Raw genomic sequence first — 23,044 nt, forward strand, 5'->3', positions numbered from 1 at the left:
ATCTTTGCCCCCCCGCCCGCAAGGGTGTATGCTCCGTACCTCAAAACAAAAGGATACACGCCGACCGTTCCATTCGAACCGACAAAGGACCGCTCCAGATGGCTTCGATGCTTGATTCTGCACAACCCGTCCCGGCTCCCGCCGCCGTCGCTCCGGAAATCCGGCGGATCGGCATGGCCGACGTCAACTGGGCGCTGTCGGAAGGGTGGAAGGACTTCACCGCCAAGCGCGGCGATCTCATTTTCCTGGGGCTGCTGTATCCGTTCGTCTGTCTGCTCGCCGGGGCAATCGCGCTCAACGATTCATTGCTGCCGCTGTTCTTCCCCGCCGTCGCGGGGCTGTCGATCGCAGGACCCGCGGTCGCGGCGGGCTTTTACGAGCTTGCCCGACGGCGCGAGGCCGGGCTCGAGTCGAGCTGGTGGCATTTCTTCGATCCGCTGAACGGTCGCAGCCGCACGCCGCTGGCGATGCTCAGCCTGGGCCTGGCGGTGCTGTTCGGCGCGTGGCTGATGGCGGCCTATCTCATCTATGCCGCGACCCTGGGCCAGACCGGCGCGATGCAGATCGGCGACATTTTCGGGCGGCTGTTCACGACGCCGGAGGGCTGGGCGATGATCGTGATCGGCCATCTGGTCGGCGCAGCCTTTGCCGCCGTGACGCTCGTGTTCGCCTTCATCTCCTTTCCGATGGTCGTCGACCGCTCGGTCGAGGCGCCCGACGCGGTGCGCACGTCGCTCGCCGCCGCACGCCGCAACCCGGGGGAGACGCTGGGCTGGGGCCTGCGTGTCGGCGTGCTGCTCGTGCTCGGCACGATCCCGTTCGCGATCGGGCTGGCGGTGGTGCTGCCGTGGCTCGGTTACGCGACCTGGCACCTCTACACCCGCGTCATCGTGCGCTGAAGACGCGCACCCTGGCCCTGGCGAGACCGGGGCCGGGGCCGGCGATTTTCCCCGACGGTCTTTACGTGGCGCGGCGGGGCGGCTTATCTGCGCGACCAGCCGCCTTTCCCGTTCCTTTCACGAAAGACAGTCGATGCTCCGATCGGTCGCGTTCTCCACCCTGATGCTTGCCGCCGCCCCCCTCGCCCTGATCACAGATGCGGCGGCGCAGAACCGGTCCCAGCCCCAGCCGCTGCCGATCACCAGCACCATCCCGGCCGCGCGCGACATTCCCTATCCCGGCACGATCAAGCTCGAAGTCGACGCGACCCGGATCAACCAGGCGATCTATCGCGTAAAGGAGACGATTCCCGTCGCCGGCGCCGGGCCAATGGCGCTGCTGATGCCGCAATGGTTGCCCGGCAAGCATGCGCCGCGCGGCGAAATCGAAAAGCTGGCGGGACTGACCATCACCGCCAATGGCCAGCGGCTGGCGTGGCGGCGCGACCCGCTCGACGTCTATGCCTTTCATATCGACGTGCCCGCCGGCGTGCGCGCGGTCATCGTCACGTTCGAATTCCTGTCGGCAACCCAGCCCAACCAGGGACGCGTCGTCGTCACCCCCGACATGCTCAACCTGCAATGGGAAGCCGTCAGCCTCTATCCCGCCGGCTATTTCACCCGCCAGATCCCGGTCGAGGCGACGGTGACCTATCCGGACGGGTGGACCGCCGCGTCCGGCCTGGCCGCGACACGCGAGGGCGCGGTCTATCGCTATGAGAAGACCGATTACGAAACGCTGGTCGATTCGCCGGTGTTCGCCGGGCGCTATTTCCGCGAGTGGAAATTGTCCGACCGCGTCGACCTGAACGTTGTTGCCGACACGCCCGAGGAGCTCGCAGCGACCGAGGACCAGATCGCCAAGCACCGCGCGCTGGTGACCCAGGCCGTCGCGCTGTTCGGCGCGCAGCATTATGACCGCTACGAATTCCTGCTGGCGATCACCAACAAGATGGGCTCGATCGGGCTCGAGCATCACCGCAGCTCCGAAAACGGCGTCGATCCCGGCTATTTCACCGAATGGGACAAGGGGCCGGGCGAGCGCAACCTGCTGCCGCACGAAATGGTGCACAGCTGGAACGGCAAGTATCGCCGCGGTGCCGACCTGTTCACCCCCGATTTCAAGACGCCGATGCAGGACAGCCTGCTCTGGGTCTATGAAGGGCAGACGCAGTTCTGGGGCTATGTGCTCGGCGCGCGATCGGGCCTGTTCACCAAGCAGCAGACGCTGGACGCCTATGCGGCAATCGCGGCCTCGCTCGACACGCGCAAGGGCCGCGAATGGCGCCCGCTGGTCGATACCACCAACGATCCGATCATCTCCGCACGCCGGCCCAAGGGCTGGGTGAGCTATCAGCGTTCGGAGGATTACTACAATGAGGGCCTGCTGATCTGGCTCGAGGTGGATTCGATCCTGCGCCGCGAGTCGCGCGGCAAAAAGTCGATGGACGATTTCGCGAGGGCGTTTTTCGGGGTCAATGACGGCGACTGGGGCGTGCTGACCTACACGTTCGACGACGTCGTCGCGACGCTGAATGCGATCCAGCCCTATGACTGGCGCACGCTGCTCGACACGCGCGTCAATCGGCCCAGCGATCGCGCGCCGCTCGCCGGACTGACCGACAACGGCTACAAGCTGGTCTATGGCGACGAGCCGAGCGCGTTCCTCAAGGATCGCGAAACCCGGGGCAAGGCGAACGACTTCACCTATTCGATCGGCGTCGTGCTCAACAAGGAAGGCGTGATTTCATCCGTCGATTGGGGCGGACCGGCGTATAAGCAGGGGCTGACCACGGGTGCGACGCTGGTCGCGGTCAATGGACAGACTTATACTCCCGAGCGTTTGAAGAAGGCCATCACCGCCGCCAAGGGAACGACGACGCCGATTCGGCTGATGGTCAAGGAAGGCGAAGCCTATCGTGACGTGGTCGTCGACTATCGCGAAGGGCTGCGTTATCCGCGCCTCGAAAAAATCGCTTCGGGAGAGGCGGGCCTGGATCGGCTGTTGACAGCAAAATAAGGAAGAACAGCAATGCGTATCGACATGGTGCCGGTGGGGGACGATCCGCCCAACAGCCTGAACTGCATTATCGAAGTACCCGTCGGCGGCGAGCCGGTGAAATATGAATTCGACAAGAAATCGGGCGCGCTGTTCGTCGACCGCATCCTGCACACGCCGATGCGCTACCCGGCCAATTATGGCTTCATCCCGCACACCCTGTCGCCCGACGGCGACCCGCTGGACGCGCTCGTCGTCGCCCGCTCGCCCTTCATTCCCGGCTGTATCGTCCGCGTGCGCCCGATCGCGGTGCTGCTGCTGGAGGACGAGGCCGGCGGCGACGAGAAGCTGCTGACCGTGCCGGTCGACGCGACCTTCCCCTATTACACCAAGGTCGACGAGAAAGAGGATCTGCCCGAGATCGTGATGCAGCAGATCGAGCATTTCTTCACCCACTACAAGGACCTGGAGGCCAAGAAGTGGGTCCGGGTCGGCCATTGGGAAAATGCCGATTATGCGCGCCGCATCGTCCTCGAGGCGATTGCACGCGCGGAGCAAGCAAAGGCTGCCTGAGCGGGCGGCTGCAAGCAGGCAAGGAACGAAAGCGTCGCCCGGCGCAGGCCGGGGCCGCTGACAGAATCGAGCGCCCGGTATGGGTAGCGACCCCGGCCCCCGCCGGGGCGACGCCCGATTCCTAGTTCCGGCCAGTGCCAAGCGCCGTCAGCGCATCCCCCTCCAGCCGCCAGACTTCCCAGCTCGGGTCGTGCGCCGCGCCCAGCCGCTCGTAGAAGCGCTTGGCACCCCCGTTGGTGACCAGCACCGCCCAGGACATCCAGGCGCAGTCGCGCGCGACCGCCTCCGCGCCCAGCGCGCGCAGCAATGCCTCGCCCGCCCCGCTGCCGCGCGCGCTGGCGTCGACATACAGGTCCTCCAGATAGAGCACGGGCCGCGTCGTCCAGAAATTATAGGTCAGGAACCATAGCGCGATGCCGACCACGCGGCCGTCGAGCTCGGCGACATGGCCGTGTCCGCTCGGCGGATCGCCGAACAGCGCGGCTTCCAGCGCCCCCGCGCTTCCCGTCACCCATTCGGGGCGCTCGAGATGCCGGCCAAAGGCGTGCAGCAGGGCCTGGATCTCGGGCAGGTCGCGCGGCTCGGCGCGGCGAATGGTGACGGGCATCGGCATTTCTCCCAAATCTTTGGCCGGTCGGGGTGCGTTCAGGCGGGCGCGGCCGGCGTCGCGACCACCGCGCCCTTCGTGCGGCCAGTGCCCCACGCCACGCCGGCGATGATCATCGCTGTGCCCGCCAGCGTGAACCACGACACCTGCTCGCCGAACACCATCCAGCCGAGCAACGCGGCCCAGATGAACGCGGTGTATTCGGTCGGCGCCAGGAAGCTCGCCTCCGCGCGCGCATAGCCCCACGACATCAGCGCCATCGAAATGATGGTGAACAGCGCCGCCGCCACGATTTCGTCAAACAGCGCGACCGGCGGTACGCTCAGCCATATGGGGGCACCGATCAGCAGCAGCGTGCCGACCAGCAGGGTCTGGTAGAAGACGACCTCCGCCGGGCCGGCGACCAGCGCCTGCTGGCGCATCAGGATGATGTTCCACGCATAGCACAGCGCCGAGGCGAGGACGGCGAGCGCACCGAGCAGCGCATCGTCCCCCATCCGCGCCTGCGACTGGCCGAACATGATGACCATGACGCCCAGAAACGCGACCAGCGTCGCCCATATCGCGCGCGGCGGCACGCGTTCCTTCAGGATCAGCCCGGCCAGGATCAGCGCGAGCAGGGGTGCGATGAACGAAAGCCCGATCGCCTGCGCCATCGGCAGCCGGCCGAGCCCCCAGAAGAACAGCAGCGCCATGACCACCGATACCGACGCCCGCGTCAAATGGACGCGCAGCACCGCCGCATCGGGGCGGCGCGGCCCGTTGAGCGCGAAATATGTGCCCGACATCGGCAGCGCCGCCAGCGTGCGCCACAGCAGCGCCGAATAGACCCCGATCGCGGGAACGAGTTCCTTCATCAGCGCGTCCATGCCCGAGAAGATCGCGATGCCGGTCATCACGACGAAGAAAGGCAACAGGGGGCGCGGATCGTTCACGCGCGCCGTCTAGCCGGTTTGGCGGGCGGCGAACATCGGGCATGCAAAGTTGCGCAACCGATCGAAAATCGGGGCTGGCCGCGCGGTCACCGCCTGATAGGCTGGGCGCGGAACCAAGTGGGGGACGACCGCATGCGCACACGCCTGATCGCCTGGGTCGCCGCCGCGCTGATCGCGTTGGGCGGGGCCGGTGACGCCGATGCCCAGAAGCTCGCGATGGTCGGCGGGACGCTGATCGACGGGACGCTGCGCGATCCGATCCGCGACAGCGTCATCCTGATCGACGGCGAGCGGATCGTGGCGGTCGGGACGGTCGACAGCCTGCCCGTTCCCGCCGATGCGCGGGTCATCTCGACCGAGGGCATGACGGTGATGCCGGGGCTGTGGGACATGCATGTCCACCTGATGCTCAACGGCCATGCCGACTATGCGCATTGGGACCGCACCTACCTCAACCAGCTGCGCGACGTCATCATGCCGGCATCCGCCCGCCAGCTGCTGATGGCGGGCGTGACCGGCGCGCGCGATCTCGGCGCGCCGCTGGAGGACAGCATCGCCGTGCGCGACGCGATCCGGGCGGGCCGCATTCCGGGGCCGACCCTGTTCGTCTCTGGCCCGTTCATCCAGAAAACGCCCTATCCGGGCACCGAGGCATTTCGCTGGGGCGTGACCTCGCCCGAGGATGCACGGGCAAAGGTGCGCCGCATCGCCGCCGCCGGGGTCGATGTCGTCAAGCTGATCGACCAGGACGAAATGAGCGAGGCCGAAGTCGCGGCGATCATCGACGAGGCGCACAAGCACAAGCTGCCGGTGATCGCGCATTCGCATCGCCCGGACGAAGTTCGGCGCGGGCTCAAGATGGGCGTCGACGGCTTTGAACATACCGGGCTGTCCGCCGCGCCCGAATACCCGGCCGACATCATCGCGGCGCTGCGCGAACGCACCGCCGACATGGCGTCGGGGCCGCTCTTCTGGACCCCCACGATCGAGGGGCTGTTCAATTTCCCCGATACGGTGAAGAATCACGAGCATATCGATGCGACCGACTGGCACGAGGGGCTGCCGCCCGAGATCGTCGCCGACATCCGCCAGTCGCTGAGCCATCCCGAGCGAATCAGCTATTTCCAACAGACCCCGCAACGCTGGCCGACGCTCAAGCGCAAGTTCCAGCAGCTGCGCGACTCGGGCGTGCTGATGCTGATCGGCACCGATTCGGGCATCCCGATGAAATTCCATTCAGGGAGCACGTGGCACGAGCTGGACGTGTGGGTGAACCAGCTGGGCGTGCCCCCCGTCGACGCGATCCGTGCCGCCACCTACTGGCCCGCCGTCGCGATGAAGGCCGATCGCGACTATGGCACCGTCACCGAGGGCAAATATGCCGACATCATCGCGGTCAAGGGCGACGCGCTGAAGCACATTGCGCTGCTCCAGCGCGTCGACATCGTCGTCAAACATGGGCGACAGGTGAAATAGCGACGCCGCCGCCTTTGCACCCCTAATGTCAGGCGCGTCGCGCCAGCGTCAGGATCGACAGGCCCGGCGGCATCGGCACGCGCCCGACCAGATGGCGTTCGAGCCGGAAGATCGCGTCGAACGCGGCATTGAGCGGCGCGGCGGGCGGCGAATCGTCGCTGTCGTCCTTGCCGGTCAGCTTGCCCGCGACCCGTGCGGCGACGGCCGCGGGAAACAGCAGCGAGTTGATGTAGCGCAGGCCATTATGGGTCAGGCCAGCGTCCGCGATCGCGCGCGCCAGCGTCGCCTTGGTGTAACGTCGCTTATGATGATTGACGACGTCGTGCGCGCTCCACATCCACGGATGCGCCGGCACCGCGATCAGGATGTGACCGCCCGGCTTCAGGCAATCCGCCATCGCGCCGAGCGCGGCAACATCGGCATCGACATGCTCGATCACGTCGAGCACCGCGATCAGGTCGTAATGCCCGCGCGCGATGCCCGGCAGTTCGGGCAGCGGCGCGTCGAGCACGGGCTTGCCCAGCCGCGCGCTGGCAATGGCGCGCGCCGCTGCGTCGATCTCGATCGCGTCGACCTCGCCGAAGCGCGCCAGCATCGGCAGATTGTGCCCGGTGCCGCACCCGATCTCGAGGATCCGCGCGCCCGCGCCCAGCCCGGCTTCGCGCGCGATATAGTCGTTCAGCACCTCGCGCCGGGCGCGATACCACCAGTGCGTCGTGTCGTGCGCCGCCATGCGGTCATAGACGATCCGGTCCATCGCTCAGTCGCTCCGCCCGCGCGCGCTCACCGGAACACCCAGTGCCGGTTGAGCAGGAAGGTGACGACCGGGACGAGCAGAACGCCGGGGATCAGCGGCACCCAGGCGGGCTGGCCCAGCCGGTCGGTCACGACCCAGGTGATGACCGCATGCATCGCCAGGCCCAGCGCCTGGACGAACACGAACCGCGCCTGCTGGCCCGGCCCGCGACGGTCGATACCCTGGCCGCGAAAGCTCCAGCGGCTGTGCAGGAAAAAGCCCGCGCTGACCGCGGCGGCAAAGGCGAAGGGCACCGCAAGCACCGCGCGGTCGCCGGTAAAGACGTAGAGCGCGAGCGGCAGATAGACCGCGCTGTAGATCAGGGTGGAGATGCCGCCCGCAATCAGGAAGCGGATCAACTGACCCACCACCGGCCGTTGGTTCACCACTCGGGACACGCGCTCGACTGCACCCAGCATCTTGGCCTTGCTCAAAACGTGGCGCTCGCCCTAATCGTCGCGCGCACACGAGGGAAGCGAAATTGAACGACACAGCCATGCCGGGGTTCAGCCTGGAACGCGAACTCGACCGGCACTGGCGGCGCTGGGTCGCGGTCGCGTGGCTCGTTATCGCCGCCTACTGGCTCTATCAGCGTTGGGGCGGCATCACCTGGCTCGCGCTCAGCGACACCGACGACAATATGCGGCTGATGCAGGTCCGCGCGCTGCTGGCGGGGCAGGACTGGTACGATCTGCGCCAGTATCGGATGAACCCGCCCGCGGGGTTCGACATCCACTGGTCGCGGCTGGTGGACCTGCCGATCGCCGGGCTGATCCTGCTGCTCAAGCCGCTGATCGGCGTCGCCTGGGCCGAACGGATCGCGGTCGGCGTCGCGCCGCTGCTGCCGTTCGGGGCTGCGCTCGCCGCGATCGCGGTTACCGCGCGGCGGCTGATCGCGCCGGTCGCCTGGCCGCTCGCGATCATCTTCCTGTTCGGCTGCACCGCGACGCTGCTGATGTTCATGCCGCTGCGGATCGATCATCACGGCTGGCAGCTCGCCTGCCTTGCCTGGACGGTCGCGGGGCTTGCCGATCGCGACGGCGCGCGCGGCGGCATGACCGTCGGCGTGTCGAGCGCGGTGTCGCTGACCATCGGGCTGGAACTGCTGCCCTATTGCGCGATGGCGGGTGCGATCGTCACGCTGCGTTGGGTCTGGGCACGCGACGAAGCGGCGCGGCTGTCGCGCTATGCGCTGGCGCTCGGGACGGGCAGCGCGACCGGCTTCCTGCTGTTCGCCTCGCACGCCAACCGGGCGCTCGTCTGCGATGCGCTGACCCCGGTCTGGCTGTCGGTCATGGTCGCAGCCGGCGTGCTGCTCGCGCTGCTGGCGCGCACCAGCCCCACGACGCGGACAACCCGGCTGGCGCTGGCGGCGGGTGCAGGCGCGATCATCGTCGCGGGCTTTGCTGCGTTGTTTCCGCAATGCCTCGGCCGCCCCGAAAACGTCTCGCCAGAGCTTTACCGGCTGTGGCTCGGCAATGTCCGCGAAGCCAAGCCGATATTCGCCCATCCGCTGCGCGTGACCATCCCGCTTGCGGCGGTGCCGGTCATCGGCCTGATCGGCGCGGTCGTTTCAGCGTGGCGCACGACCGATCCCACCCGGCGGACCGGCTGGGTCGCGATCGCGCTGTTCACGGCCTTTGCCGTCGCGATGCTCGCCTGGCAGGTGCGCGCCGGACCGGCCGCACAGCTGCTGGGGCTGATCGGCGCGACCAGCCTGGCGTGGCGCATCCTGCCCCGCCTGATCGAGCACCCGTCGATCATCGTCCGCGTCGGTGGTTCGGTGGCGGCATTCATGCTGCTGTCGGGCCTGTTCACCGGCCTCGTCATCCGCGAGCTGCGGATCGACCCGCCGAGCCGGCGGGCGCAGGTGGTGTCCGCCGCCAATCGCCGCTGTGCCGGGCTGGCGTCGCTGCGCCTGCTCGACCGCCAGCCGGCGGGGTTGATGTTCACCCATGTCGATCTGGGGCCGCGCCTGATCACCACCACCCACCATGATGCGGTGGCGGGCCCCTATCACCGCAATGGCGACGCGATCCTCGATGTCCATCACGCGTTCAGCGGATCGGCGGCGCAAGCGCAGCAGATCATCGCGCGCCACCATGCTTCCTATTTGCTGACATGCCCGAACATGGCCGAAACGACCGTCTACCGCGTGCGCGCGCCCGACGGTTTCTACAGTCAGCTCGTCGCCGGTCGGGTGCCCGCCTGGCTGCGTCCTGTGAAGCTGCCCGCCGGCGCGCCCTATCGGCTGTGGCGGATCGACTATTCGGGGATGGCAGAAGCGGATGTGCCACGGCGATCCGAACTCAATGGCGGAACGAACCTGTAACCGGCCGGGGATTTGGAGGGCTCGCCTCCCGGGCCAGCGAGCGATCGCCGTGACAGCATCGGGTTAGGTGCGACGGGCCCGGATCACCGATACGGCAATAGGACCATGACCGGCGCAAGATCGGTCACAGGCCCGCTTCCACCGCCACCCGCACCATGTCCGCCGAAGTGGGCGTGCCGAGCCGTTCCATCAGGATAGCACGGTGCATCTTCACCGTTTTTTCTGACACGCCGAGGACCCCGGCGATCTGCTTGTTGAGCAGTCCGTCTGCAGCAAGTTTGAGCACCTGGCGCTGGCGTTCGGACAGGCCCTTGACCAATTCGGCCGCGCGGATGCGTCGCGTGCTCGACGGCCCGGGCGAATCATCGGGGATCTCGACCTGCGACCCGAGGAAATAGAGCAGCGAGTCGCGGTCGTCATAGATCGGCGCGACGAGCACGGCGTTGCGGAACGGCGTGCCGTCCTTCTTGTAGTTGAGGATCTCGACCAGCACCGGGCGATGCTCCTCCACGCCGCGGCGGATCGTCTCCGAAAGCCATGGCTCGGTGCCCGGTCCCGACAGAAACCGGCAGTTGCGGCCGATGACATAGCCGGCGTCGTAGCCGGTCAGCTCGCAAAACGCCCGGTTGCACGCGATGATCGGATTGTCGGGCAAGCGGGGATTGCTGATGACCGACGCAATCGGGCTGGCGGCGATCAGCTTGTCGAGCCCATTGCCCAGCGGCGCCAGAACCGAAACCTTGTCGTCAGAACTCATGCGCCACCCTAACCCGGAAACCCCGGCCAATCCAGCAGTCAACGTCGGCAGCGCACGATTTGCCTCATAGTTGAGCAACTTTGTCCCGAACGCGCACCGTTTCACTGCCCCAGCGCCAGCGCAGCGCGACACCGACCAGCAAGATCAGCACCGGCACCTCGACCAGCGGGCCGATCACCGTCGCGAAGGCAACGGGAGAGGCGAGGCCGAAGCTGGCAATGGCCACCGCGATCGCCAGCTCGAAATTGTTTCCCGCGGCGGTAAAGGCGATGGCGGTCGTGCGCGGATAGTCGCGCGCGATCAGCCGGCCCAGACAGAAGCTGACCGAGAACATGATGATGAAATAGATCGCCAGCGGCAGCGCGATGCGTAGCGCATCGATCGGCAGCCGGACGACATCACCGCCCTTCAGGCTGAACATCGCGACAATGGTCAGCAAGAGCGCGATGAGCGTGATCGGCCCGATCCGCGGCAGGAACGCGCGCTCGTACCATTCGCCGCCCCGGGCGCGGATCAGCCAGCGCCGCGTCAGGAATCCGGCCAGAAACGGGATGCCGAGATACAAAAGGACCGCTTGGGCAATCGTCGCGAACGACACGTCGATCACACTGCCCTCCAGACCGAACAGCGGCGGCAGGACGGTCAGGAACAGCCACGCATAAGCGCTGAAAAACAGGATCTGGAAGATCGAGTTGAACGCGACCAGTCCGGCGACATATTGCGCATCGCCGCGCGCCAGCTGGTTCCACACCAGCACCATGGCAATGCACCGCGCCAGCCCGATCAGGATCACGCCGGTCATATAGGCGGGCTGGTCGGCGAGGAAGATCACGGCGAGGGCAAACATCAGCACCGGGCCGATGATCCAGTTCTGGACGAGCGACAGGGCCAGCACCCGGCGGTCGGCGAACACCTCGCCCAGCGCCTCATACTTCACGCGCGCCAGCGGCGGATACATCATCGCGATCAGCCCGATTGCGATCGGCACATTGGTCGCGCCGACCGTTGCCGCGTCGAGTGCGCTCGCAATGCCGGGAAACACGCTGCCGACGGCCACGCCAAGCACCATGGCGGCAAAGACCCACAGCGTCAGGTAGCGGTCGATAAACGACAGGCGGGGCTGCGCGTCCATGCTCAGGCCCCGCGCGGCGCGACCCGGACCACTTCGCCATCTTCCTTGACGAAGCTGGCGGGCGGGTCGGGCAGCAGGTCGAGCACCGCTTCCGACGGGCGGCACAATCGGACGCCGAGCGGCGAAACGACGATCGGCCGGTTGATCAGCACCGGATGCGCGATCATCGCGTCGACCAACGCGTCATCGCTCAGCGTCACGTCGTCGAGCCCCAGCTCGGCATAGGGTGTCCCCTTTTCCCGCAACAACTCGCGCGGCGTCAGGCCGGCGCGCGCGATCAGCTCGACCAGCAACGCGCGGGCAGGCGGCGTTTTCAGATACTCGACCACATGCGGCTCGATGCCCGATGCGCGGATCATCGCCAGCGTGTTACGCGACGTGCCGCAGGCGGGGTTGTGATAAATGACGATGTCGGTCGCCATGACGGCGTCTCCCTCGGTTGGGCTCGGTTCAGCAGCAGGGCATGAGTTCGGCGACGATCGGCCGGCAAAGCTCGGCATCGCCGCCACAGCAATCTTTGAGCAAGAAAAGCGATAGCGCCCGCACCCGGTCGAGCCGCGCATGGTAGCGGATCGACCGCCCCACCCGCCGCGGTTCGACGAGGCCCGCGCGGGCGAGGATACCAAGATGTGTCGACATGGTATTTTGCTGTATATTCAGTCGGTTGGAAACTTCCCCGGCCGGGAGTCCATCGGGCGCATGACGCACGAGCAAGCGAAACGCCGCCAGTCTGGTCGGCTGCGCAAGCGCGTCGAACACGAGAATCGCGTCATCTGAATCCATATATCGAGATTAGCCGATATATGTTGCGACGCAATGGCCTTTTCGCCCCGCCAAGCTGTTGCTATGGCCCGCGCGGAACTCACATCCGTGAGCCAGCTCACGGCGCGCCCGTGCGGGGGAAACTCCCGCCCTCCCCGTCCGCGCCACGGCATTGAACTTGGGAAAGGAACCCCGCGCCATGACCGCCATCGGCCAGGATACGCTCGGCACCCGCGACACGCTGAATGTCGGCGGCACCACCTATCATTATTTCTCCCTGGCCAAGGCAGCGGCAAAGCTCGGCGACATTTCCCGCCTGCCCTTCTCGATGAAGGTGCTGCTCGAAAACATGCTGCGTTTCGAGGACGGCGTGACCGTCACGACCGAAGATGCGCAGGCCATCGTCGACTGGCAGCAGAACCCCAACGCGCCCGACCGCGAAATCCAGTACCGCCCCGCGCGCGTGCTGATGCAGGATTTCACCGGCGTGCCCTGCGTCGTCGACCTGGCGGCGATGCGCGACGCGATCACCCGGCTGGGCGGTGACGCGGCGAAGATCAATCCGCTGGTCCCCGTCCACCTCGTCATCGACCACTCGGTCATGGTCGATGAATTCGGCACGCCCAAGGCGTTCGAGGACAATGTCGAGCTGGAATATCAGCGCAACCTGGAGCGGTATGAGTTCCTGAAATGGGGCAGCAAGGCGCTCGACAATTTCAAGGTGGTGCCGCCCGGCACCGGCATCTGCCATCAGGTCAATCTGGAGTATATCGCGGACGCGATCTGGTCGTCGGCGACGGGCGACGGCGCGATGATCGCCTATCCCGACACCTGCGTCGGCACCGACAGCCACACGACGATGGTCAACGGCCTGGGCGTGCTCGGCTGGGGCGTCGGCGGGATCGAGGCGGAGGCCGCGATGCTGGGTCAGCCGGTGTCGATGCTGATCCCCGAAGTCGTCGGCTTCAAGCTGACCGGCAAGCTGCGCGAGGGCATCACCGCCACCGACCTGGTGCTGACCGTCACCCAGATGCTGCGCGCCAAGGGCGTGGTCGGCCGTTTCGTGGAATTTTTCGGCCCCGGGCTGGACACCATGGCGCTGGCCGATCGCGCGACCATCGCCAACATGGCACCCGAATATGGTGCGACCTGCGGCTTCTTCCCCATCGACGGCAAGACGCTCGATTACATGCGCCTGACCGGCCGCGACCCGCAGACGGTCGCGATGGTCGAGGCCTATGCCAAGGCGCAGGGCATGTGGCGCGACGCCGGCGCGCCCGACCCCATCTTCACCGACACGCTCGAACTCGACATGGGCAGCGTGCAGGCGAGCCTGGCCGGGCCGAAGCGCCCGCAGGACCGGGTCAGCCTGGAAAATGTCGATGACGTGTTCAACGGCGACCTGAGCAAGGTTTACAAGAAGGCTGCCCCCGCGCGCGTCGCGGTCGAGGGCAGGGATCACGATATCGGCGACGGTGACGTGGTGATCGCCGCGATCACCAGCTGCACCAACACCTCCAACCCCGATGTGCTGGTCGCCGCCGGACTGGTCGCGCGGAAGGCGCGTGCGCTCGGCCTCAGCCCCAAGCCGTGGGTCAAGACTTCGCTCGCCCCCGGTAGCCAGGTCGTGACCGACTATCTGGTCAAGTCGGGGCTGCAGGCCGATCTCGACGCCGTCGGTTTCAACCTGGTCGGCTATGGCTGCACCACCTGCATCGGCAATTCCGGGCCGCTCGCGCCGGCGATTTCGTCGGCGATCAATGGCAACGACATCGTCGCGGCCTCGGTTCTGTCGGGCAATCGCAATTTCGAAGGCCGCGTGTCGCCCGACGTGCGCGCCAACTTCCTCGCCAGCCCGCCGCTGGTCGTCGCCTATGCGCTGAAGGGCACGGTGACCGAGGACATGGTGGAAACGCCGATCGGCGAAGGCACCGACGGCCCGGTCTACCTCAAGGACATCTGGCCGACCAACGAGGAAGTCCGCGCGACCGTCAACGCCAATATCGACGACGCGATGTTCCGCGCGCGCTATTCCAACGTCTATGCCGGCGACCAGCATTGGAGCGCGATCCAGGTCGAGGGGTCGGACACCTACACCTGGCGTGCCGGATCGACCTACATCGCCAACCCGCCCTATTTCGAGGGGATGACGATGACCCCGGCGCCCACCGCCGATATCGTCGATGCCAGGCCGCTGGCGATCCTGGGCGATTCGATCACCACCGATCACATCAGCCCAGCCGGCAGCATCAAGGCGGACAGCCCCGCCGGCCTGTTCCTCCAGTCGCATCAGGTGACCAAGGCCGATTTCAACAGCTATGGCGCGCGCCGCGGCAACCATGAAGTGATGATGCGCGGCACCTTCGCCAATATCCGCATCAAGAACGAGATGGTGCCCGGCGTCGAGGGCGGCATGACCCGCTACAACGGCGAAGTCATGGCGATCTATGACGCGGCCATGCGCCACAAGGCCGACGGCACGCCTTTGGTCGTCATCGCCGGCAAGGAATATGGCACCGGATCGTCGCGCGACTGGGCGGCGAAGGGCACCAACCTCTTGGGCGTGCGCGCGGTAATCGCCGAGAGCTTCGAGCGCATCCACCGCTCCAATCTGGTCGGCATGGGCGTGCTGCCGCTGCAGTTCGCCGAGGGCACCAGCCGCCAGACTTTGGGGCTGACCGGGGACGAAACCTTCACCATCACCAATGTCGCCGGGCTGAAACCGCGTCAGGATGTCGAGGTCGCCTTTACCCGCGCCGACGGCTCGACCGGCAGCTTCACCGCGCGCTGTCGCATCGATACCGCCAATGAGCTGGACTATTTCCTCAACGGCGGCATCCTGCATTACGTGCTGCGCAAGCTGGCGGCGTGACGCCGATCGAGATCGGGATCGAGGTCGCCGGCTGGGCGGGCGCGGTCCTGATCCTGATCGCCTATGGCCTGTTGTCGGCGGGGCGGCTCGACGGCCGCTCCCCCGTCTATCAGTGGATGAACGTGGTCGGTGCGAGCGGCTTTCTGGTCAATGGCTGGTGGCATGGCGCGCTGCCGTCCGCCACGCTCAACCTGATCTGGATGGGCATCGGCCTGGCCGCGCTGTGGCGGTTGCGCAACGCGCGGGCGTGATGCAACTTTTTCGGGTGTCGGACGAACCTTGATCGCGGGGTGCGCGGTTCGCGCTGACATGAGACCTGTCGAAAGGATGACGATGCGAGGCCGAATTGCTGTGACGACGCTGACCTTTGCGACCCTGGCAATGGCCGCGTCCGCAATCGCCGCCCCCGCGCCAGTCACCGGACGCTGGCTGACCGAGGGGCGCAAGGCGATTGTCGAAGTTTCGCCCTGCGGCGACAGCATCTGCGGCCGTGTCGTCAAGGTGCTCGACCCGCGCGCGCCCAAGAACGCGACCGACATCCACAATCCCGATGAATCGCTGCGCAAGCGACCGATCGAGGGGCTGCGCATCCTGTCGAGCTTCGAGGCCGGCAAGTCGCACTGGAACGGGCGCATCTACGATCCCGAAAGCGGCCGCACCTATCGTTCCGAGCTGAAGCGCGAGGGCAATGTGCTCAAGGTCAAGGGTTGCTGGGGTCCGTTCTGCAAGACCCAGCGCTGGACCCCGGCAAGCTGACCCCCCGCCGCGCCACTCGTCGCTTTTGGGGTGTCAGCCGACACCGCTTCGATTATCCCCGCAACTTCGTTCGACCGGGGACCATAGACCGCCATGCGCAAACCGATGACCGTCGCGGCCTTGACCGAGCTGGGCCGTGTCCAGCTGTCGCCCAATTTCTTCATGCGCGACTTTCTTTATTCCGAGATCGCGGCGATCCACGGCCTGTCGAACATTCCCGACAACCCGGATCTGGCGATCGCCGCGGGCACGCGGCTGTGCGAGGAACTGCTGGAACCGCTTCAGGCGGCGTTCGGCCGGCTGACGATCCGCTCGGCCTATCGCTCGGCGGAGGTCAACGCGCTGGGCAATGCCAAGGGGCATAATTGCGCGCCCAACGACCGCAACTACGCTCGCCACATCTGGGACGTGCGCGATGCCAAGGGGCAAATGGGCGCGACCGCGTGTCTGGTCGTCCCGTCCTTTGCCAACCGCTTCACCGAACCCGGCGACTGGAAGCGGCTCGCCTGGTGGATCCACGACCACCTGCCCTATGCGACGATGGAGTTCTTCCCCGTCCGCTTCGCCTTCAACCTGTCTTGGCACGAGGCGCCGACGCGGATGATCTTCAGCCACATCCCCGACAGCCGCGGCTACCTGACCAAACCGGGGATGGCCAGTCACGAAGGCAGCCACCGCGACGAATGGGATGGCATCTTGCCGGGCTGAGTGCGCCTAGCGCCGCAGCGCGCGCCCGGCCACTGCGTCGAGCCGGGCGAGCAGTTCGGGATCGCGCACGCCCTCCGCGGTGATCAGCGCCGCGTCCAGGCAAGTGTCGATCGGCGACGGCGGGCGTTGTTCGGGCAGGGTGCGCAACAGGTTGACGACCATCGCGCGCGCCTTTTGCGCATTGCTGGTCAGCTGGCGGATGACGGCCGCGACATCGACCGCCGCCTCGCCTTCGCGCCAGCAATCATAGTCGGTGACCATGCCGACCAGCGCGTAGGGCAGCTCGGCCTCGCGCGCCAGCTTGGCCTCGGGCATCGCGGTCATGCCGATGACGTGGCAGCCCCATTGGCGATACAGGTGGCTTTCCGCACGCGAGGAGAATTGCGGCCCCTCCATCGCCAGATAGGTGCCGCCGCGCATCGTCACCGCTCCGGCTGCCTCGGCGGCGTCGGCGGCGAAGGCGGACAGCCGCGGACAGACGGGGTCGGCCATCGAGACATGCGCGACCATGCCGGTGCCGAAAAAGCTTGCCGGGCGGTCGCGGGTACGGTCGATGAATTGGTCGACGAGCGTGAAGCTTCCCGGCGCGCGCTCCTCCGCCAGCGACCCGACCGAGGATACGGCGAGCACGTCGGTGACGCCCAGCCGCTTGAGCGCGTCGATGTTCGCGCGGAAATTGAGCTCACCCGGCGCGATGCGGTGCCCCCGGCCGTGACGCGGCAGGAACACGACGCGCACATGCCCCAGCCGGCCGGTATAGAGCTGGTCCGACGGCCGGCCCCAGGGCGTCGTCACCTCGACCCACTTGCCGTCCTCGATCCCCTCGACATCGTACAGCCCCGACCCGCCGATGATCCCGATCGTCCACCCGCTCATCCCGCGTGCTCCACCCTGCCTCGACCGCTCCGCCCCTGCCCGATCGCCGCAGGATTGTCAGCGGGAAAAGCTGTGTTTCAGATCAGCCTTCACGCCGCATCGGCACGCAGGCTGACCTTCATCAAGCGCGCCCGGATTTCGGCCGGCGTGTCACCTGGCATGACCTCGATGAACCCGATTCCGGCTTTGCGCAGCGCCTCGCGCTTGATCGCGTCGCGCGTGGCGGCGGGGCCGAGATGATGACCGCTGCCCTGAAACTCGACTGCGTGCAGCGGGTTGCCCTGGGCACACACCAGCAGCAAATCGACGCGCTTGGAGTTGATCGCACGATACGCGGCTTCGCTTGGACTGGCGAGGATCTCGCCGAGACTCACCTGCGCCATCACCCGCCATCCGAGGCCCATTTCCTCGATTGCGTTGCACAGCACCGAATAGAGCCGCGCCTCCCCACGATTGAGAATCTTTCGGGACGAAAAGGTGGCGACCTCGACTTCACGCAGCTGCTGCGCAGGATCGAATGGCACCTGCGCGGCATTCGGGTCATTTTGGCGTTGCTCGGTCCGCGCCACGAGAACGTCCAGCGAAATCCCGTCGTTCTGGCGGGGGCGACCGCGCCAGCCCCCTCTTCCGAGGGGAGGCGCATCAGGCTGCCGCTGAGGACGCCGCGAGTGCCCTCCGTCCCATCGGCGCTTGGGATGGCTTTGCCGCTCCGCCAATGCGCCAAGCATCACGGCCAGCCCGAGCGCAAGAACCCACGGCCATTCCGTGGCGATGAAGTGGATGAAATCCAGGGACATCCAAAGCTCCGAACCGCTTGGATCGAAGCTCGCACGACAGGCTTAGCGGATCGTTACGCGCGACGCGCTTTTCGATCCGATTTGGACCTTTTACGCCGGCACCTGTTCCCACCCGCCGCCGAGCGCGAGGAACAGCGTGACCGTCAGGTCCGCGAGCTGCGCCTGCGCATCCGCCAGCTGCGCCTCCGTCGTCGCCAGCTCGCGTTCGGCGTCGAGCACGACCTGGAAATTCTCGCGCCCCGCACGATAGCGCAGCCGGGCGATCCGGGCCGCTTCGTCGCTTTCGCTGCGCGCGCGCGCCAGCGTGTCGCGCGTTTCCAGCGCGGCCGAATATTGCGCCAGCGTGCTCTCGACTTCGCGCAGCGCGCCCAGCCATGCCCCGTCGAAACCGGCCAGCGCCGCATCCGCCGATGCCTCGGCCTGGCGGATCTGTGCCCGCGCCGCGGTGATGTTGGGGAAGGTCCAGCTGATCAGCGGCCCGAAATTGAACCGGAAGCCGCGATTGTTGAACACGTCGCCCGCCGTCGCTGCCTGGCCGCCGATCGACCCGCCAATCGAGATGTTCGGGTAGAGCGCCGCGGTCGCCACCCCGATCCGCGCGGTCGCTGCCGCCAGCCGCCGCTCGGCCTCGCGAATATCGGGTCGCCGCGCGATCAGCGTCGCGCCATCGCCGATCGGCACCGGCGTGTCGAGCACCGGCGCGCCGACACAGGTCGCCAGCTCCTGGGGAAACTCGGCGGGCGGCTTGCCGGTCAGCACCGCCAGCGCATACAGCGCGCTGCGCCGCGATGCCTCAAGGTTGGGAATGCCGGCACGCGTCTGTTCCAGCTGCGAGCGCGCACGGCTGACCTCCAGCGCGGTGCCGCGGCCGCCCTGATATTGCCGCTCGGTCAACCCGAACGTCTCCTGCTGCACGCGCAGGCTTTCGCGCGCGACCGCGATCTGGCGACCGAGCGCACAGACCTGGGCATAAGCACGGGTGGTGTCGGCGACGACGCTGATCCGCGTGCGATCGTAAACCGCCTGCACCGCCTGATAGTCCGCGCGGCTCGCCTGGATCGTGCGGGTGATACGTCCGAACAGGTCGACCTGATAATTCACGTCCAACCCGCCATTGTAGAGCGGCGTTTCAAACGCGCCTGCGCCGCCGAAGCCGACCAGCGGGGTCCGGCTGTAGCTTTGCTGGCCGGTCAGCGTTGTGGTGGGCAGCAGCCCTGCCCGACTCTCGCTCAATGCCGCGCGGGCTTCGCGCAGATTTGCGGCGGCGGCGCGCAGGTCGGTGTTGTTCGCCAGCGCCTGATCTACCAGCCCGTCGAGCAGCGGCGCCCGGAACAGCCGCCACCACGCCGTCGGTGGCTCCTCCGGCGTGACCCCCGCCACCTTGCTCTCGACGAACGCGCCCTGCGCCGGCGCATCGGGCAACGGCGTTTCGAAATCCGGCCCGACCACACAGCCGGCCAACAGCGTGGCGGCCAGCAAAACGGTGGCGGCCCGTGCCGCGCGCGCGATCATTGGCCCGCCTCCGGCATGGGATCGCCAGTCGGTCCGGCCTCCTCGCGCGGCATCGGCGTCGGCTTCGGCTTGCGCTTGAACCGCCCTGCCAGCCCGCGCATCAGCACGTAGAAGAGCGGCGTGAACACCAGTCCGAACACCGTCACGCCGATCATGCCGAACACGACCGCCGTGCCCAGCGCCTGGCGCATCTCCGCGCCCGGCCCGGTCGCGATCGCCAGCGGGATAACGCCGAAGATGAAGGCGAAGCTGGTCATCAGGATCGGGCGCAGGCGCGACCGGGCGGCATGCACGGCCGCGTCGAAGCGGTTCATGCCCTCTTCCTCGCCCTGCTTTGCAAACTCGACGATCAGGATCGCGTTCTTCGCCGCCAGCGCGATCAGCACGACCAGCCCGACTTGCGTGAGGATATTGTTGTCCATGCCGCGCAGGTTGACGCCGATCAGCGCCGCCAAAATGCACATCGGCACGATCAGGATGACCGCGAAGGGCAGCGACAGCGCTTCATATTGCGCGGCGAGCACGAGGAACACGAACACGACCGCCAGCACGAAGATCAGCCCCGAACTGCTGCCCGCCGCGCGCTCCTGATAGGCGATGCCGGTCCATTCATAGCTGTAGCCGGGTGCCAGCACCTGTCCCGCCAGATTCTCCATCGTCGTCAGCGCCGTTCCCGTCGCGACGCCAGGCGCGGCCTGCCCCTGCAGTTCGACCGCCGGGAACAGATTATAGCGCACCACGCGCGCCGGCCCGCTTTCGGTGCGCAGCGTTGCTACCGACGACAGCGGCAGCATCTCGCCATTCGCCGACCGCACCTGAATGCGGCGCAGGTCGGCGGTGTCGTCGCGCGCGGTCGGCTCGGCCTGAGCGGTCACGCGGAAGGTGCGGCCGAACAGGTTGAAGTCGTTGACATAGTTGGAACCGATATAGGTCGACAGCGCGTCGAACACGGCTTCGGGCTGCACACCCAATAGCTGCGCGCGGTCGCGGTCGACATCGGCGAAGATGCGCGGGCTGTTGGTGTTGAACAGCGTGAAGACCTGCGTCACCGTGTTCTGCTGGGCGGCCGCGCCCATCATCGCATAGGTCTGGCCTTCCAGCGCCTTGTAGCCGTTGTTGCCGCGGTCCTGCAGCATCATCACGAAGCCGGAGCCATTGCCCAGGCCCTGCACCGCCGGCGGCGCGATGACGAAGATGTTGGCGCCGTCGATGCCGCCGAACAGCGCGCCGGTCAGCGCGCCGGCCAGGCTCGCGGCGTCCTGCCCCTCGCCGCCACGGTCTTCCCAGTCCTTCAATTTCAGGAACACCGTGGCCGCATTCGACGCCTGGCTGAAGCTTGATCCGTCCAGCCCCGCAAAGGTCGCGGTGGTCTGGATCGCCGGGTTCTTGAAGGCGATCGCCTCGACCTGGCGCGCGACCGCCTCGGTGCGGTCGAGCGAAGCGCCCGCCGGCAGCTGGATCACGCCGATCAGGAAGCCCTGATCCTGTTCGGGGATGAAGCCCCCCGGCGTCGCCACCAGCCGCCAGCCGGTGAGCGCAAGCAAGCCCGCATAGATGATCAGCATGATTGTCGCCATGCGGATCGCCCGCGCGGTGAAGCGCCCGTAACGATCGGACAGCCAGTCGAACCCCTGGTTGAAGCGATGACCGGCGAGCTTGACCGGGCGCAGCCAGCGCGGCCCGCTGTCCAGATGATCCTCGCGGTGGGGCTTGAGCAGCAGTGCCGCCATCGCCGGCGACAAGGTGAGCGAGACGAGCAGCGAGATTGCCGACGCCGCCGCGATCGCGACCGCGAACTGCTGATAGAAGATGCCCGGAATGCCGGGGACCAGCGCGGTCGGGATGAACACCGACACCAGCACCAGGCCGATCGCGATCAGCGCGCCCGACACCTCGCGCATCGTGCGGTGCGCGGCGTCGCGCGGGTTCATGCCGTCGCGGATATGCTTCTCGACCGCTTCGACCACGACGATCGCGTCGTCGACGACGATGCCGACCGCCAGCACGAGGCCGAACAGCGACAGCGAATTCACCGAGAAGCCGAGGGCCAGCAGCACCAGGAAGGTGCCGACCAGCGCGACCGGGATGGCGATGATCGGAATCAGCGCCGCGCGCCAGGTCTGAAGGAAGACGATGACGACGATGACCACCAGGATCACCGCTTCGTACAGTGTCTTCTGCACTTCCTCGACCGATGCCGCGACGAATTCGGTCGGGTTGTAGGGGATGGAATAGGACAGCCCCGGCGGGAACGCCTTTGACAGCGTCGCCATTTCGTCGAGCACCAGCTGCGACGCGCTCAGCGCGTTGGCACCGGGCTGCGGGATGATTGCCAGCGCGATCCCGCGCTTGCCGCCGAACGCGGCGCGAACGCCGTAATCCTGGCTGCCCAGTTCGATACGCGCCACGTCGCGCAGGCGGGTGATCGCGCCGCCGTCGGGGTTGGCCTTGACCACGATGTTGGCGAATTCGGACGGATCGGCCAGCCGGCCCTTGACGTCGATCGCGGTCTCGAATGCGGGATTGCCCTTGCCGAACGGCGGCTGGCCGAGCGCACCGCCGGCGACCTGAAGATTCTGGCCGCGCAGCGACGCGATGATCTCGCCCGCAGTCAGGTCGCGCGCGGCGGCCTTGTCCGGGTCGATCCACACGCGCATCGAATAATTGCCGCCGCCGAACACCTGGACCGCGCCGACGCCCTCCAGCCGAAGCAGCCGGTCGCGGATCGTCGTGTTGGCGTAGTTGCCGATATAGTCGACATCCAGGCTGGGATCGGCGGAGGTCAGCGCGACGATCAGGAGGAAGCCCGATTCCTGCTTGTTGACCGTCACGCCGATCTGGCGGACCTGCTCGGGCAGCCGCGGCTCGGCGAGCGCCACGCGGTTCTGGACCAGCACCTGCGCCGCATCCAGATCGGTGCCGGGTTCGAAGGTGACGGTGATCGTCGCGGCGCCCTGGGTGGATGAGGATTGCAGGTACAGCATCCCCTCCACCCCGTTGATCTCCTGTTCGATCGGGGTGGCGACCGTTTCCGCGATCGTTTCCGATGACGCGCCGGCATAGAAGGCCTGCACCGCGATCGTCGGTGGCGCGATCTCGGGATATTGCGACAGCGGCAGCAGCGGATAGGCGAACGCGCCGAGCAGCGTGATGAAGATCGAGATGACGGCCGCGAAGATCGGCCGCTCGATGAAGAAGCTGGAAATGTTCACGACC

The 23,044-nt window shown here is 66.9% G+C and carries 21 protein-coding genes; 9 read left to right on the plus strand and 12 right to left on the minus strand.

The window, feature by feature from the left end:
• The first annotated feature begins 98 nt into the window (after positions 1–98).
• The 3 genes from AX676_RS03005 to ppa all read left to right on the plus strand — a co-directional run bounded on the left by AX676_RS03005 (position 99) and on the right by ppa (position 3,510).
• The gene (locus AX676_RS03005) at positions 99–899 is read left to right on the plus strand and encodes a DUF2189 domain-containing protein (RefSeq protein ID WP_082730977.1); all 801 of its coding nucleotides are present in this window, start codon (positions 99–101) and stop codon (positions 897–899) included.
• Positions 900–1,032: 133 nt separating this feature from the next.
• Entirely contained in the window at positions 1,033–2,958 is a 1,926-nt protein-coding gene (locus AX676_RS03010) for a M61 family metallopeptidase (RefSeq protein ID WP_066481996.1), read from the plus strand.
• A gap of 12 nt (positions 2,959–2,970) precedes the next feature.
• The gene (gene ppa / locus AX676_RS03015; RefSeq protein WP_066481994.1) at positions 2,971–3,510 is read left to right on the plus strand and encodes an inorganic diphosphatase; all 540 of its coding nucleotides are present in this window, start codon (positions 2,971–2,973) and stop codon (positions 3,508–3,510) included.
• 121 nt (positions 3,511–3,631) lie between these two features.
• Here ppa and AX676_RS03020 read toward each other — a convergent pair whose 3' ends face one another.
• Positions 3,632–4,123, minus strand: coding sequence for a GNAT family N-acetyltransferase (locus AX676_RS03020; RefSeq protein ID WP_066481993.1), 492 nt, complete (start codon positions 4,121–4,123; stop codon positions 3,632–3,634).
• Between the two features lie 32 nt (positions 4,124–4,155).
• On the minus strand, positions 4,156–5,052 hold the full coding sequence (locus AX676_RS03025) for a DMT family transporter (protein WP_231726103.1): 897 nt from the start codon (positions 5,050–5,052) through the stop codon (positions 4,156–4,158).
• Between the two features lie 132 nt (positions 5,053–5,184).
• On the opposite strand from AX676_RS03025, the gene AX676_RS03030 reads away from it, so the two are divergent.
• Entirely contained in the window at positions 5,185–6,528 is a 1,344-nt protein-coding gene (locus AX676_RS03030; protein ID WP_066482016.1) for an amidohydrolase family protein, read from the plus strand.
• 28 nt (positions 6,529–6,556) lie between these two features.
• Here the strand turns inward: AX676_RS03030 and AX676_RS03035 are convergent, their stop codons facing one another.
• Both AX676_RS03035 and AX676_RS03040 read right to left on the minus strand, forming a co-directional pair.
• Positions 6,557–7,285: a class I SAM-dependent methyltransferase gene (locus AX676_RS03035; protein ID WP_066481992.1), complete on the minus strand. Its 729-nt coding sequence runs from the start codon at positions 7,283–7,285 to the stop codon at positions 6,557–6,559.
• 26 nt (positions 7,286–7,311) lie between these two features.
• Positions 7,312–7,758 (minus strand): GtrA family protein, encoded by a 447-nt coding sequence (locus tag AX676_RS03040; protein WP_331709224.1) that lies wholly within the window; start codon positions 7,756–7,758, stop codon positions 7,312–7,314.
• 62 nt (positions 7,759–7,820) lie between these two features.
• On the opposite strand from AX676_RS03040, the gene AX676_RS03045 reads away from it, so the two are divergent.
• Positions 7,821–9,656, plus strand: coding sequence for an AcrB/AcrD/AcrF family protein (locus AX676_RS03045; RefSeq protein ID WP_231726105.1), 1,836 nt, complete (start codon positions 7,821–7,823; stop codon positions 9,654–9,656).
• 124 nt (positions 9,657–9,780) lie between these two features.
• On the opposite strand, the gene AX676_RS03050 is transcribed toward AX676_RS03045, so the two are convergent.
• The 4 genes from AX676_RS03050 to AX676_RS03065 form a co-directional block, all read right to left on the minus strand.
• Positions 9,781–10,413, minus strand: coding sequence for a PAS domain-containing protein (locus AX676_RS03050; RefSeq protein WP_197417135.1), 633 nt, complete (start codon positions 10,411–10,413; stop codon positions 9,781–9,783).
• Positions 10,414–10,477: 64 nt separating this feature from the next.
• Positions 10,478–11,545 (minus strand): ACR3 family arsenite efflux transporter, encoded by a 1,068-nt coding sequence (gene arsB / locus AX676_RS03055; RefSeq protein WP_197417134.1) that lies wholly within the window; start codon positions 11,543–11,545, stop codon positions 10,478–10,480.
• A gap of 2 nt (positions 11,546–11,547) precedes the next feature.
• Complete coding sequence (arsC, locus tag AX676_RS03060; protein WP_066481980.1) at positions 11,548–11,967, minus strand: arsenate reductase (glutaredoxin); 420 nt, start codon at positions 11,965–11,967, stop codon at positions 11,548–11,550.
• Between the two features lie 28 nt (positions 11,968–11,995).
• Positions 11,996–12,328 (minus strand): ArsR/SmtB family transcription factor, encoded by a 333-nt coding sequence (locus AX676_RS03065; protein ID WP_066481977.1) that lies wholly within the window; start codon positions 12,326–12,328, stop codon positions 11,996–11,998.
• A 178-nt stretch (positions 12,329–12,506) separates the two neighbouring features.
• On the opposite strand from AX676_RS03065, the gene acnA reads away from it, so the two are divergent.
• The 4 genes from acnA to AX676_RS03085 all read left to right on the plus strand — a co-directional run bounded on the left by acnA (position 12,507) and on the right by AX676_RS03085 (position 16,643).
• A complete protein-coding gene (acnA, locus tag AX676_RS03070) occupies positions 12,507–15,179 on the plus strand; it encodes an aconitate hydratase AcnA (RefSeq protein ID WP_066481975.1) in 2,673 nt (890 codons plus the stop codon).
• Positions 15,176–15,430 carry a CBU_0592 family membrane protein gene (locus tag AX676_RS03075; protein WP_231726102.1) on the plus strand — a complete coding sequence of 85 codons (255 nt, stop codon included), beginning with the start codon at positions 15,176–15,178 and terminating at the stop codon, positions 15,428–15,430. Before acnA ends, AX676_RS03075 begins: the two co-directional genes overlap by 4 nt.
• Positions 15,431–15,512: 82 nt before the next feature.
• Positions 15,513–15,935 (plus strand): DUF2147 domain-containing protein, encoded by a 423-nt coding sequence (locus tag AX676_RS03080; protein WP_066482005.1) that lies wholly within the window; start codon positions 15,513–15,515, stop codon positions 15,933–15,935.
• Between the two features lie 105 nt (positions 15,936–16,040).
• Positions 16,041–16,643, plus strand: coding sequence for a hypothetical protein (locus AX676_RS03085; protein WP_231726101.1), 603 nt, complete (start codon positions 16,041–16,043; stop codon positions 16,641–16,643).
• A gap of 6 nt (positions 16,644–16,649) precedes the next feature.
• Here AX676_RS03085 and AX676_RS03090 read toward each other — a convergent pair whose 3' ends face one another.
• The 4 genes from AX676_RS03090 to AX676_RS03105 form a co-directional block, all read right to left on the minus strand.
• On the minus strand, positions 16,650–17,519 hold the full coding sequence (locus AX676_RS03090) for an S-methyl-5'-thioadenosine phosphorylase (RefSeq protein ID WP_066481971.1): 870 nt from the start codon (positions 17,517–17,519) through the stop codon (positions 16,650–16,652).
• Positions 17,520–17,608: 89 nt separating this feature from the next.
• Positions 17,609–18,316, minus strand: coding sequence for a DUF2726 domain-containing protein (locus AX676_RS03095; protein ID WP_082730979.1), 708 nt, complete (start codon positions 18,314–18,316; stop codon positions 17,609–17,611).
• Positions 18,317–18,406: 90 nt separating this feature from the next.
• The gene (locus tag AX676_RS03100; RefSeq protein WP_066481964.1) at positions 18,407–19,828 is read right to left on the minus strand and encodes an efflux transporter outer membrane subunit; all 1,422 of its coding nucleotides are present in this window, start codon (positions 19,826–19,828) and stop codon (positions 18,407–18,409) included.
• Positions 19,825–23,040 (minus strand): efflux RND transporter permease subunit, encoded by a 3,216-nt coding sequence (locus AX676_RS03105; protein WP_066482003.1) that lies wholly within the window; start codon positions 23,038–23,040, stop codon positions 19,825–19,827. The genes AX676_RS03100 and AX676_RS03105 overlap by 4 nt, the downstream gene beginning before the upstream one ends.
• Between the last annotated feature and the right edge of the window lie 4 nt (positions 23,041–23,044).

This window comes from Sphingomonas sp. CCH21-G11, from assembly GCF_001555965.1.
In the GTDB taxonomy this organism is placed as follows: Bacteria; Pseudomonadota; Alphaproteobacteria; order Sphingomonadales; family Sphingomonadaceae; genus Sphingomonas.

Excerpts from the sequence above, each read along its gene's own strand:
- AX676_RS03005 (WP_082730977.1), top strand. The coding sequence starts at position 99 with ATGGCTTCGATGCTTGATTCTGCACAACCCGTCCCGGCTCCCGCCGCC.
- AX676_RS03010 (WP_066481996.1), top strand. The coding sequence starts at position 1,033 with ATGCTCCGATCGGTCGCGTTCTCCACCCTGATGCTTGCCGCCGCCCCC.
- ppa (WP_066481994.1), top strand. The coding sequence starts at position 2,971 with ATGCGTATCGACATGGTGCCGGTGGGGGACGATCCGCCCAACAGCCTG.
- AX676_RS03020 (WP_066481993.1), bottom strand. The coding sequence starts at position 4,123 with ATGCCGATGCCCGTCACCATTCGCCGCGCCGAGCCGCGCGACCTGCCC.
- AX676_RS03030 (WP_066482016.1), top strand. The coding sequence starts at position 5,185 with ATGCGCACACGCCTGATCGCCTGGGTCGCCGCCGCGCTGATCGCGTTG.
- AX676_RS03035 (WP_066481992.1), bottom strand. The coding sequence starts at position 7,285 with ATGGACCGGATCGTCTATGACCGCATGGCGGCGCACGACACGACGCAC.
- AX676_RS03045 (WP_231726105.1), top strand. The coding sequence starts at position 7,821 with ATGCCGGGGTTCAGCCTGGAACGCGAACTCGACCGGCACTGGCGGCGC.
- AX676_RS03050 (WP_197417135.1), bottom strand. The coding sequence starts at position 10,413 with ATGAGTTCTGACGACAAGGTTTCGGTTCTGGCGCCGCTGGGCAATGGG.
- arsB (WP_197417134.1), bottom strand. The coding sequence starts at position 11,545 with ATGGACGCGCAGCCCCGCCTGTCGTTTATCGACCGCTACCTGACGCTG.
- arsC (WP_066481980.1), bottom strand. The coding sequence starts at position 11,967 with ATGGCGACCGACATCGTCATTTATCACAACCCCGCCTGCGGCACGTCG.
- AX676_RS03065 (WP_066481977.1), bottom strand. The coding sequence starts at position 12,328 with ATGGATTCAGATGACGCGATTCTCGTGTTCGACGCGCTTGCGCAGCCG.
- acnA (WP_066481975.1), top strand. The coding sequence starts at position 12,507 with ATGACCGCCATCGGCCAGGATACGCTCGGCACCCGCGACACGCTGAAT.
- AX676_RS03080 (WP_066482005.1), top strand. The coding sequence starts at position 15,513 with ATGCGAGGCCGAATTGCTGTGACGACGCTGACCTTTGCGACCCTGGCA.
- AX676_RS03085 (WP_231726101.1), top strand. The coding sequence starts at position 16,041 with ATGACCGTCGCGGCCTTGACCGAGCTGGGCCGTGTCCAGCTGTCGCCC.
- AX676_RS03090 (WP_066481971.1), bottom strand. The coding sequence starts at position 17,519 with ATGAGCGGGTGGACGATCGGGATCATCGGCGGGTCGGGGCTGTACGAT.
- AX676_RS03095 (WP_082730979.1), bottom strand. The coding sequence starts at position 18,316 with ATGTCCCTGGATTTCATCCACTTCATCGCCACGGAATGGCCGTGGGTT.
- AX676_RS03100 (WP_066481964.1), bottom strand. The coding sequence starts at position 19,828 with ATGATCGCGCGCGCGGCACGGGCCGCCACCGTTTTGCTGGCCGCCACG.